The organism is Bilophila sp., from assembly GCF_057864385.1.
Map to the genome: position 1 here is coordinate 20763 of NZ_DBMAFI010000041.1, position 10599 is coordinate 31361.

Annotated in this window: 14 protein-coding genes; 3 read left to right on the forward strand and 11 right to left on the reverse strand. The window is 48.7% G+C overall.

The window, feature by feature from the left end; all coding sequences use genetic code 11:
- Positions 1–36: 36 nt before the first annotated feature.
- From ACZM8Y_RS12510 to ACZM8Y_RS12560, 11 genes are all read right to left on the reverse strand, one after another.
- On the reverse strand, positions 37–435 hold the full coding sequence (locus ACZM8Y_RS12510; RefSeq protein ID WP_489501772.1) for a MarR family winged helix-turn-helix transcriptional regulator: 399 nt from the start codon (positions 433–435) through the stop codon (positions 37–39).
- 320 nt (positions 436–755) lie between these two features.
- Positions 756–1700: a hypothetical protein gene (locus ACZM8Y_RS12515; RefSeq protein WP_482330656.1), complete on the reverse strand. Its 945-nt coding sequence runs from the start codon at positions 1698–1700 to the stop codon at positions 756–758.
- A gap of 3 nt (positions 1701–1703) precedes the next feature.
- Positions 1704–2699 (reverse strand): DUF3150 domain-containing protein, encoded by a 996-nt coding sequence (locus ACZM8Y_RS12520; protein WP_482330657.1) that lies wholly within the window; start codon positions 2697–2699, stop codon positions 1704–1706.
- Positions 2700–2715: 16 nt separating this feature from the next.
- Positions 2716–3693, reverse strand: coding sequence for an AAA family ATPase (locus ACZM8Y_RS12525; protein WP_482330658.1), 978 nt, complete (start codon positions 3691–3693; stop codon positions 2716–2718).
- A gap of 77 nt (positions 3694–3770) precedes the next feature.
- Positions 3771–4274, reverse strand: coding sequence for a GNAT family N-acetyltransferase (locus ACZM8Y_RS12530; protein ID WP_482330659.1), 504 nt, complete (start codon positions 4272–4274; stop codon positions 3771–3773).
- Positions 4271–4489, reverse strand: a complete 219-nt coding sequence (locus tag ACZM8Y_RS12535) for a type II toxin-antitoxin system TacA family antitoxin (protein ID WP_482330660.1) — start codon at positions 4487–4489, stop codon at positions 4271–4273. The genes ACZM8Y_RS12530 and ACZM8Y_RS12535 overlap by 4 nt, the downstream gene beginning before the upstream one ends.
- Before the next feature lie 111 nt (positions 4490–4600).
- Entirely contained in the window at positions 4601–5314 is a 714-nt protein-coding gene (locus ACZM8Y_RS12540) for a hypothetical protein (protein ID WP_482330661.1), read from the reverse strand.
- A gap of 75 nt (positions 5315–5389) precedes the next feature.
- On the reverse strand, positions 5390–5767 hold the full coding sequence (locus ACZM8Y_RS12545; RefSeq protein WP_482330668.1) for a hypothetical protein: 378 nt from the start codon (positions 5765–5767) through the stop codon (positions 5390–5392).
- Positions 5676–6305 carry an ERF family protein gene (locus ACZM8Y_RS12550; RefSeq protein WP_482330662.1) on the reverse strand — a complete coding sequence of 210 codons (630 nt, stop codon included), beginning with the start codon at positions 6303–6305 and terminating at the stop codon, positions 5676–5678. Before ACZM8Y_RS12550 ends, ACZM8Y_RS12545 begins: the two co-directional genes overlap by 92 nt.
- Entirely contained in the window at positions 6203–6523 is a 321-nt protein-coding gene (locus ACZM8Y_RS12555) for an ERF family protein (RefSeq protein ID WP_482330663.1), read from the reverse strand. Before ACZM8Y_RS12555 ends, ACZM8Y_RS12550 begins: the two co-directional genes overlap by 103 nt.
- A 116-nt stretch (positions 6524–6639) precedes the next feature.
- Positions 6640–6984, reverse strand: coding sequence for a helix-turn-helix domain-containing protein (locus ACZM8Y_RS12560; protein WP_302552828.1), 345 nt, complete (start codon positions 6982–6984; stop codon positions 6640–6642).
- Between the two features lie 161 nt (positions 6985–7145).
- Between ACZM8Y_RS12560 and ACZM8Y_RS12565 the strand changes: the two genes are divergently transcribed.
- The 3 genes from ACZM8Y_RS12565 to ACZM8Y_RS12575 all read left to right on the forward strand — a co-directional run.
- A complete protein-coding gene (locus ACZM8Y_RS12565; RefSeq protein WP_487479916.1) occupies positions 7146–7595 on the forward strand; it encodes a hypothetical protein in 450 nt (149 codons plus the stop codon).
- Between the two features lie 18 nt (positions 7596–7613).
- The gene (locus ACZM8Y_RS12570; RefSeq protein ID WP_482330665.1) at positions 7614–8282 is read left to right on the forward strand and encodes a DUF4384 domain-containing protein; all 669 of its coding nucleotides are present in this window, start codon (positions 7614–7616) and stop codon (positions 8280–8282) included.
- Between the two features lie 53 nt (positions 8283–8335).
- The coding region (locus ACZM8Y_RS12575; RefSeq protein WP_489501773.1) for a tetratricopeptide repeat protein at positions 8336–10599 on the forward strand (2264 nt) is incomplete at its 3' end.

Genomic DNA, 10599 nt, shown 5'->3' on the forward strand with positions numbered 1-10599 from the left:
TCCTTCATTAAGGGTATCTATGGAACAGGGAAAACTTCATTCGCCGGAGAAATCGCTCAGGACCTGAAGCAGGGAACACAGATTGCCCAGCCTGTCATCACCGAGGTATTCCCTGACTTCCCGCTGTGCCTCTTCCCATAGGGGAAAAGCTTCCTCCAGCTTGGCCTGTCCTTTTGGCGTCAGCTCCACCACCTTCTTCCGGGCATCGTCAGGATGCACGCCAACGGCAACAAACCCCGCCCGCTCCAACAACCCGATATTCCGGGTCGCCGTGGTCTGATCCATGCACAGCACCTTGCCAATATCCGTAATAAACGGCCGACGCATACAGGCGATCCGTTTCAGCAGCGCGAACTGTGTTCCCCGGATGCCCACGGGACGCAGGCAGCGATCATAAATCTGTGTAACAACACGCCCGGCTTTGCGGAGCTGCATACAGACGCAGACAGGAGAAGCATATTCCTTTGTGAAGGGCTCCATAGAAACTCCATGTATATGCATGAAAATAGCCCGTTCCCCCAAAACCGTCAATCATCTGAGAAATTCCTCAAAGGAAGAACTGAAACCGACGTTACCGGAAGGCAAAACTCAAGAAAATATGGTATGGGAATAGAATAAAATGTATATTTTCTATTTTTGGCTGTTACCCCCATGCAACTGCTAACAGCCACATCAGGTCAAGGCTATTTTCCTCCACTGGAGGAGCCTATGAGTAATCAAAATCTTTTTGGATAACGATTCGTTTCCCCTATTTCTTAGGAAGCCGACATGGAGAGCGACTGCATGAGTCCCTGAATCCTGATGGACAATCCTCTCGTAATCAGTTCTATCCTTCTCAGCGTATCCGGGGGAATGGCGTCAGGCGTAACAGGGCGAATCTTGGCGACCGTCCAGTGTTCTGAGTCCATGCCTCCCGCCTGCGCCGAGAGTGTTTCCTTCAAAATCGTTCCCATCGTTTTGGGAAACGAATCTTCATAAGCATCCTGTGCTCCGTCTTTTTCTTCTGAAATGACGCTCTGTCCCCCATCGGGGTGATCATTCCGTTTTTCCATTTGAGACGTACTCCCCTGCGGCTGTTCGGGTATCCATTTTTTGATGACGGATTCCAGCAACAGCGCGTGGCCAATCGCATCCTGTGTCGTCCGTGTGTTTGCATGAATCTTTTTGAGACAGGCATCCAGTTCTTTTTCAATTCCCGGACAGGCCGTAACCATCTCTTTTCTTGAAAGTGTTCTATTCTTTTCCACTTCAAAGCTATTCCAACTCCTCACGGTCAAAAGGATGTACTCCAGAACAAAAAAGGCCGGAGCGTTGCTTCCGGCCTTTTGTCTTTCTTTCCCAAAAAGATACGCAATGATGAAATCGAAATTTTTTCTGCATCCCGGAAAGTACTTTCCAAGCAGCGTTTCAACCCTCCAGTCTTCGATGATGTTAAAAAGGTGAAACTGCAATTTAGTGAGATTGGCCTTCTGAAGCAGTTGAAAATCTGTGTATCTAATATGTGCCGCTTCGTGGTCAACGTATCCCCTTGTCATATTGATATACATTTCATCAGTATCTGTTTTAAGAGAAGGAATGTGGATCGTTTTTCCATTCGTATAGGCTGTAGTTCCTCCTATTTCCACGGTGATGTTGTATTGCTTTCCCAGAATACAGGCCAACAAAGGCAGACAGGACATGATGTCTTTGGTCTTGAGCATGGCTCACCACAGTCCGATGTTGGGGATATTTGCGGAATGTTTTTTCGAAACGTGCACAAAGGGGACTTCTTCAGGGATGGCGTATTGTTGGCACACGGTAAACACGTCATTGGCGAGAAGCGCGTTCATGACGTCCTGAGGGGAATGCCCTTCGATGAGCCTCTGGCTGTGTTGCAGCATTGAGGACGGATCGCGGAGCATGGAGACAATACCCTGCAAAAGGAGGATGTCCTTTCCGGCGATATTGCCCTTGGCGGGTATGCTGTTGATGGCCGTCTGGATGAGGCTGGCTACCGGAGCTACGTGAGGCTCGATGAAAGTCAGCCCACAGAGCTTTTGGTGCAGGGTCCTGAGCGGGGAAAGGGCCTTGTGCGTCACCGTATCCTTCCCGGCGTAGACCTTTTGCCATATCTCGTTGGCTGAATTGGCTATTTCTTTGAACAGCGTTCCGGCAAGCCCCTCCACTTCCTCATTCAGTCCGGATTCGCTTACGGCATTGGGGTTATCGTGTTCGGTGAGCGGCGCGACTTTGTAAAGCTGCCACGAGAAGGACAGCCTTGAACGAACATAGTCCGACCCTACCGTGGATTCCCGGATGATATTTCCCCACTTGCAGTGCCTGGTAATCCAGTTCTCGATGGACTGGTCGTAATCGGCGAGAAACGCTTCCTTTTCCTGAAGGAACGTTTCTCTGATCCGGATCAATTCATCGATGATGTCCCCAGCCTTGTCTTCCGGGATGGCCCAGCCGGACATAAAACGGATGCCATGACGGTCAAGGTAGTTGAAGGCACGGGCCTTCAGGGTGGAGAATACCTTGAGGCTGTCGGGATCGGCGATACGCTTGCTCCCCAAAGAGGCAAGGTCTTCAGGGGGAAGCTCCGCACCTCCGAAATCTTCAAGGCACATCTTTTTTCGGGCGGACCACACGCTGATGTTGAGGTTCAGGGCCACAAGGCTGTCCAGAATTTTGATGTCGGAACGAATGGTTGTATTCATAGTTTCCTCTCTATGGTTAGAATGTTACGGCAAAGATACGCTGCACAAGTTCATGGAGCATCGCTCTCGTTGGCCGTGTGGCTTTGAATGCGAGGGCACGATCCAAGGCATAGGAAAGCGGCTCAATGCCCTGATTGGCCAGCGGCTGGAACTTGAGGGCAAGATTGGCCCAACGGATGAGGGTTCTGGTGGAAAGGGTCACTTCGATGGTATTTTCATAGGAATCGGCATCGCCCATGAAGAGTTTCCGAACTTCATTGGCGAAACTGACCATGTTCGAGGCGACGTGTTCGGGAAGGTTCGGAAACTGTCGGGACAGAAGTTCCTTTTCCGTTTCAGGCGTGGGATAGCCGACTTTGCAGACCATATACCTGTCGAGCAGCGCAAGGTTTTGGCGAATGGCTCCCTGATAAAGCCCCGTGTCGTCACCGCCTCCGTTGGTGTTCGCTGTACACGCAATTCGGAACATTTCATGCGGGGAAATGACCTCTCCTCCGTTTTCCGGCAGACACAAAGGCGCACCGTCCAGAACACCGTTAAGGCCAACGGCAACTTCAGGGGAAAGCAAGTCTGCCTCATTGATCAAAAGAATTCCCCCGTACCGCATGGCAAGCGGCAATGGACCGTATTCATAGATCATGCTGCCTTTTTGTAGGGAAATGTGACCGCACAGGTCGGCAAACTCCAGCCGTCCGTGCCCCGTCACTTCAAACACGGGGTAGTTCAGCCGTGCGGCAAGCTGCTTGATGAGCGTCGTCTTCCCGCATCCAGTAGGACCATACAGATACAGGGGATCAAGGTCGTGCATAAACCAGACAACCACATCCCGTGCCGATTCATGAAAAATGTAGGTCGGATCAACGGATGGGGTGTACGAACACGCCTCTTTGTAACCTTTGACAGCTTTTCCTGTTGGCGTCCCCGTGAAGACCTGTCCGGCATCAAGCTGCGCCGGAACGAGGGAGGCCAATTCCTTGAACAGATTCTGATTCATGGTTTTCTCCTTTGAAAATAAAAAATCCCGGCCTCTCCGAAGAGAAACCGGGATATTCATAGGCCGTTTTACAAAAACTAGAAGCCGATAACCTTCAATGCCTGTGCTCTGTACATCCACAGGTACATCGGCGTATCCTGAAACGATTGGAACATGCATCTGATATAGAACCGCTTCGCTTGCTCATTTTTCGCCTGAACAAGAAAGAACGCCCACGCAAGCTCATTGCGGAGCGAGCGTCGAAGGGCATCAAAAACAAGCAGAGAACCGATATGTTGTCGCTGAAATGCGTTGGAAACGGCAAGCCTCCCCAGCAGGATGGAGGGAATGTCCTGATACCGGGGAAGTGTCTTTCGTGTTTCCTCCGGAAGTCGATCCAAAGCTACGGATGCCGCGGCAAGAGTATAGTATCCAATTATTCTTTCAGGATGTTCTTCCTCCATAGCAACAGTGACTATTGAGAAACCACGTTGGGCATCCTGACGGGCCTGCTTTTGAAGGTAAGTGTCCAATGCGGTATTCCCGCATGAAAACCCTTTTCTGTCATGCGACTTGGAAAGCAACGAAAACAGCAGGTTCATACACTCTTGACCTTGCCCCGATATTCAGAAGCTATCTGCTTCATGAATTCAGTAGGCTCCTCACATGATTGCGTACGAAGAGCCTCAGCCAGCACAGCCTGATCCTTCAGCGTCAATTCAATTCGCGTATGCGTGGAGATGACCTTTTCCGCTTTTTCAAGCATGGCGGCAATCAGAAAATCCGTAAGGCTCCGTCCTTCAAGGGAAGCAGCCATTTCAACCGTTGACGTGAGAAGGGATACGAATGTCGAATCGTGATGTCCGGGAAGAGAATTGTGTCATGGAATGCCTCCTATTAAAAACAATACGGTTTAAAACCGTATAGGTCAATTCCGAACTGCATAGAGCCTCTCAAAGGGGTCTCCCTGTTTTTCGTACCTTGCTATGAGCATCTGGGCTTCCTGCTCTCCCAACAGTGCTTCAAGTTCCTCATTCAGCCGTTTTCGATCCAGCGTTACTCTCCCGTTCTGCGGAATCACCCGGAACGTATGGTTTCCTGTGTTGATCCACTCTCCTTTGACCGTATGGGAAAGCTGGTAGGCGGCTTTCAAACGGGATTCCAATTCTCCGATCTCTGCTTCAATGGATTTTTTCTGTATTTTCAGCTTCATAAACTGTGCAATGGTATCCTCCCACTCAGGATGTGAAGAACCTTTGAAGTGCGGACAATCCTTCCTCCAGAGACACGATGGACACAGGGGGGAAAGTCCCTGTACCGTTTGAATCGTGTTTAGGTTCAGTAGGTTATCTCTCAGCACAATCATGGTTTCCCAGAACTCGGAAGCCATGTCCAAACACCGGGCGATATCCGTATCTTCAGGAAGAAACGGACCAAAGGCTTTTGCATCGCACATGGAGAGACAGAGAACCCATCCTTGAATGTCACAAGCTGAAGCATCGGGAAGGGATACTCCAAGGCATTCATTACACATTTCAGGGAACGTCCTGTGGTGGAGGACTTCCCCCGTATCCTGTACGAGGTTAAAGACGGGTAGATTCCAATAGGCTTTGAGCAATACCGTCCGACCGCCGATCTGCATGGCGTAGCTCTCAGAAAGTGTTGTCGGCAGCCTTACGGTGGATTTGACTTCCAAAATTCGTACTGTTGGCTGGAGTTAGTCAGCCACCAACGTGAAATCCAGATGGGCCTTGATAGGAACCTCTCCGTATCTGCTCTCAATTTCCAGTTGAGACAGGGGGAAGAAACAATATCCCATGAGAGCCTGACGGACACCCTTCTCGAACCAGTGCCCCCGTCGGAGGAGCAACTGGTGTTTGAGAGCTTCGGCTGTATTTTTATGTTCAGTTGTGTAGAGCTTGGTAGCCAGTGCCGCCCGTGGGCAGTCCAGCATCTTGGCGATATCCGATAACCCAACATACCGGGATCGATCCCCAAGCCGATTAGCCGTTCGCTGTTCCGCATCCCGTTCCAGTCCATAGCAGAGGATTTCTAGCAATCCTTCCGCTCCCGTATTTCTGATTGTTTCGGCCATCCATTTCTCCCGTGCTGATAGCAAAAACAGAAAGAGCCGCCCCATCAAGGACGGCCCTTCCTGCTATGCGACTACTTCCACCAGATTCTTCGTTGCGGGTTCCAGTGAAACCCTGCCGCCGAGAGCTGTTCCATTTTCGCCGCCGTGTTTCCTGTGACGAGGATACACTCCCGACCATCCTGTGCCGGTACGATTTCGTATGAAACTCCATCCAGACGAGGCAGCTTGGAAAGTCCTTCTGACGTTCGATTTGAGGGTGGTGAAATCTTTTTTGCTTGCCTAGTTCATCCTGAGTCGTTTTGTCTCTCTGTGGGGCGTTTGCGGCTTTTTTCTGTCTCTGAGGACGGTTGAACTTGTCTGAAGCAAACTCTCCATTCGTATCTTCCTCCGTTACGATGCCAAGCATGGCCGAAAGCGCGTACCTGCGCATATAGGTCATGCTGATACCCACTCCTTGGGGATCGGCCTTGGGCAGGGGAACCACCGCAAGGCTCGACTGCCATTGTCCTGACTCCACGTGGGTGAGCTTTGTGACCAACCCAAGATACCCCGGTTCGGCAGGAACCGGATACTGACAAAGCCAGATGCCGTTGAAAGCAAGGCGTCACGGCACGAATCCATGACGCTGTTGAGGGTGGCGTACTTGCTTTTAGTAAAAAGGTTATTGGCATCCTTGGTCGCCGGTTGGAGTCGTTCCTGAACTTTGATGAGTGCCTGCGCCAGCTCGCGTATCTGATCCGAACAAAATGATTCCATCTGTTCCTCCTGAACATAAAAAGACCTGCCCGAGTCTTCCGGACAGGTCTTTTTCAAGAAAAAACTACCGATTCAAAATGGTAATATATAGTTAAAATCATTTCACAAATAAAAAGTCATTTTCTTAGGATACTGACGAAATGGGAAACGAGGCTGACTACTTCTTCCTGTTTTTCTGCCGGAAGTGGGCTGATGATGTCGGCAATGCTGTCAGCTCGTGCTCTCAGCGAATCGTTTTTTTCTCGAAAAAGCTCCGCAACGGAACACTCCAAAACCTTCGCCATCTCTTCAATTCGGTTAAATCTAGGGGCAACATACCCATTTTCGATACGTGACAGAGCGTCTGGAGCCATGTCCAGATGATTGGCGAGTTCGATTTGTGTCATCCCCAAAATTTTCCGTCTCTCAACGATGGAATTTCCAAGTATTTTAGCGAGTCGCTGTACTTCACGTTCCGCCACGTTGTACTCCTTTTTTGGATAAAAAAGAGTACGGTAGCGGTTCAGACCTTGAAATGTAATTTTATTACATCTATAATGTAATAAAATAACATCTATAATGAAACCAGTTTGTCGATGGAGGCCAAATGTTCAAAAAAAGCGTCATAACCTGTTTGTGTTTCATGTTTTTTGTTCTTTCACTTCCTCAGCAGGGGTACTGTGCGGAACAAAATTATATTCTGTTTTGTCGTACATTTAACGACAAATGGGAGCCCATCGACCCTTCTGAGACTTTCGAAACCAATGTCGTCTCATGGATCGCCCAAGGAGAAAAGTCATTTGAAACACCTCGTATTATTATAAGCCTTTATAAAAAAGTAGGTGCTGAAGAGCGATTGTTAGAACGGAAATCCATGGATGTCCGTCCTGTCTGGGACACGACCGGTGTCCGTAATATGACTCTCCCAGAAGAGGGCACCTACATCCTTGCCCTCGACAAACCTGATGGAACCCCAATCAGCAGTGGAATGTTCACCATCAAGGCAATGTCCATTTCTGGCTCTCCGCTTCCAGAGGAGACTCTGGGGACGACTCTTGCAAAAATCTTCAACAAGTATCTGCCTAAAAAATAATATTTCTATGGAGGAGTTATGAAACGCTATTCCCTTTTGATTATTCTCGGTGCCCTGTTCATGTTTTGGGGAAATGACTCTTGGGCCGCTCGGACGACCCGTGACCTCGTTTTTGATGATGAGGAACCGGCTCAGACTCAGGCTATGGAAAGTTCCGGTAAGCAAACTACCGCATTGAAGACGACCATGCTTCTGAAACGTGACGGCACAACCAGCACTGTCCTGCCAAGCCATGAATTTAAGTCTGGAGATAGTGTCAAGCTTGTATTTACACCCAATATCGACGGTTACGTCTATTGGCTCGCCAAAGGAAGTTCGGGGAACTATTCCGTACTTTTTCCCTCTAAAGCAAATATGGACAACGCAGTACAGCGTAATCAGGAATATACTATTCCCCCAAAAGGAACATTCCGCTTCGATGATACTCCTGGAAATGAAGAATTATTGTGCATTCTGTCCGCAGAGAAATTGCCGGACATGGACAAAGCCATCGCTGAAGCTGACACAGCGCAGATCAATGCACAAAGCAGTACGCAGCTTGCAAAGCTTGAAGAAAAAAATACTCCAAAGCGTACGACTCGAGACCTCGTCTTTGATGATGAAGATGAAGGAGATGTAAATACAAAACAGCAGGTTGCGCCGAAAGGAGAGCCTTTTGTCGCGCACTATGTACTGACTCACAAATAATTTTCCATCGAAAACTGTACGGGGAAGTCATACTTCCCCGTATTGGAGACAGCATGTTCCGATTCGCCGCTGCGTTTTTGGTATCGTTTATGTTGTGCACAGCCCCTGTGCAGGCGGCTGGTTTTGAACAAACCTTCAAAGAAGCGCAGGCGGCGTATAAGACGGGGAAATATGCCGATGCAGCGAGGCTTTTTGTCCAGACTGCGGACTTGTTGAAGAAGGCAAAAAAGACGGCAAAGGCTCAAATGGTTTTGGGCAATGCCGCCATCGCCTACATGCAGGCTGAAGATTACGCTTCTGCCGTCACAATTTATGAAAACCTTTTAAGCAATCCCGGAAAAGCCGATCAAAAAATTCTGCTCAAATCATACAAAAACCTTGTTATCTGTCATTCCCATCTTGAGCAGCATGCCCTGAAAATTCAGACTTTGGAAAGGATGATGCAGGCTCTGCCCAAATTGCCAAAGGCAGAGCTCTCCAATGTCTACGCTCAAATGGGGGATGCCTATCGCGCACTGGAAATCTATGCGCCTGCCAGTGCCGCTTACGATAAGGCTGCCCACCTTCTGCCACAAGATGCCGATCCTCGCGTTCGTGGAAGGCTCCTGACAGCAATGGGGCTTTGCCAAGGGAATTTAGGCGATTTCGCCAGCGCTTCCGAGAGTCTGACTCAAGCAAAAGAACTTGCGGCCCGTATCAGTGAACCACTCACTCTCGCAGAATCCGGCAGCAACCTTGGCATCCTTTATTGGGAAAGAGGTGACTACCCTCAGGCGTTGCAACTCCTGAATAATTCACTTGAGACGGAGCGAAAAAATACACTGCGCCGTAATGAAGGCGTCGATCTCAATAACCTTGGTCTGGTTAAAAAGAGCATGGGATATTTTCCCGATGCCATGCGTGCCTTTGAAGATGCACTAGCCATTGCCCGGGAGGTAGGTAATGTCAAAGATGAAGCGATCGCACTCTCCAACCGCGCCCTCCTCAACCGCATAACAGGAAAACTTTCGGAAGCACGAGCCGACTATCGCGCAGCGCTGGAACTCTACGAACGTACGGGGTTCCAAGAAGGCAAAGCCGGTGCCCTCCTCGGTGTGGGAAAAATTGCGGAACGGGAAGATCGGGACTTGGAGACGGCATTGAATTGCTACCGGGAAGCATTGGATATCTATAGCCAGCTGCGCCTTCCACGAAATCAGGCTGAGGCATTGCTTCAAATAGGCGGTGTATTCAAACAAACGGCACTTCCAGGAAGAACCAGCCGAGATCTCGTATTCGATGATGAACCTGCTGTTCCTAAAATCGACAAAACCGAAGCTCTTGCAGAAGCCGAAAAAGCCTATCAGTCAGCCTTCCAGCTTGCGGAACAGGTCGGCTCCAAAGAAATGCTCTGGGCGACTCACCAGGGATTGGGTTTCTGCGCTTTTCAAAAAGGGCGGCCTGAGGAAGCCCTTGAGCACTACACACTCGCCATCAATCTTGTGACGGCCATGCGCACGAGCCTCGAAAGCGTTGAACTTCTCGGCGAGTACATGGCGGGAAAAGAGGATCTTTACAGTGAGGCTATGGAGGTCTGTGCCCGTCTGCATGAAGTGACGCAAGATGTCAAATATCTTGAGATGCAAATACAATTTGATGAAACCCTGCGCAATGAAATTCAAAAGGCCAGTGCGGCGCTTGTCCAAATGGAATTTGCAGACGCCAATAAACAGAAACTATATGACAAACTTGTAGCTTTAGGACGGAAACAAGCCAAAGCTGAATCGAGTGTACCTGTAGTGGCTCCAGTGCCGGCAGACGCCAGCGAAGAAACCAAGCTTGTCCATAAAATAAAAACGGAAGAAGCGAAGAAGCAAAAGGCTATCGTACAGCAGTTGGATCAGGACTACCAGACACTGCTTGCCGAATGGAAAGAAAAATATCCGGGCGATGCCGTTATTTTTGAATCCAGTGCCCGGCTAGATATTCCTAAAATCCAACAGGCACTTTCGGACGATCAGATATTGCTTCATTACATGCAATTCACTGATCAATTGATTATTGTGTGTATAAGCAATGATAAAGTAGATAGTAGGATCATAAATGTTTCACAAAAAGAATTGAATGATATAATCCAGAAAAAATTTTTAGTAGAATATATAGAAGGATATGGTCGTAACGATGACAATCAAAAAGAAGAACAATATTTAAACAAATCTATTTCTATACTATCTAATCTATATACATATCTTATTAATCCTATTCACGATTTAGTTTTAAATAAAAATAGACTTTATATATCTTCAGATGGTTTTTTAGCACAAGTACCATTCTGTGC

What these genes read in the sequence shown, in the direction of transcription:
- ACZM8Y_RS12510 (WP_489501772.1), bottom strand. Translation starts at nt 435, where the DNA reads ATGCAGCTCCGCAAAGCCGGGCGTGTTGTTACACAGATTTATGATCGC.
- ACZM8Y_RS12515 (WP_482330656.1), bottom strand. Translation starts at nt 1,700, where the DNA reads ATGCTCAAGACCAAAGACATCATGTCCTGTCTGCCTTTGTTGGCCTGT.
- ACZM8Y_RS12520 (WP_482330657.1), bottom strand. Translation starts at nt 2,699, where the DNA reads ATGAATACAACCATTCGTTCCGACATCAAAATTCTGGACAGCCTTGTG.
- ACZM8Y_RS12525 (WP_482330658.1), bottom strand. Translation starts at nt 3,693, where the DNA reads ATGAATCAGAATCTGTTCAAGGAATTGGCCTCCCTCGTTCCGGCGCAG.
- ACZM8Y_RS12530 (WP_482330659.1), bottom strand. Translation starts at nt 4,274, where the DNA reads ATGAACCTGCTGTTTTCGTTGCTTTCCAAGTCGCATGACAGAAAAGGG.
- ACZM8Y_RS12535 (WP_482330660.1), bottom strand. Translation starts at nt 4,489, where the DNA reads ATGGCTGCTTCCCTTGAAGGACGGAGCCTTACGGATTTTCTGATTGCC.
- ACZM8Y_RS12540 (WP_482330661.1), bottom strand. Translation starts at nt 5,314, where the DNA reads ATGCAGATCGGCGGTCGGACGGTATTGCTCAAAGCCTATTGGAATCTA.
- ACZM8Y_RS12545 (WP_482330668.1), bottom strand. Translation starts at nt 5,767, where the DNA reads ATGGCCGAAACAATCAGAAATACGGGAGCGGAAGGATTGCTAGAAATC.
- ACZM8Y_RS12555 (WP_482330663.1), bottom strand. Translation starts at nt 6,523, where the DNA reads ATGGAATCATTTTGTTCGGATCAGATACGCGAGCTGGCGCAGGCACTC.
- ACZM8Y_RS12565 (WP_487479916.1), top strand. Translation starts at nt 7,146, where the DNA reads ATGTTTTTTGTTCTTTCACTTCCTCAGCAGGGGTACTGTGCGGAACAA.
- ACZM8Y_RS12570 (WP_482330665.1), top strand. Translation starts at nt 7,614, where the DNA reads ATGAAACGCTATTCCCTTTTGATTATTCTCGGTGCCCTGTTCATGTTT.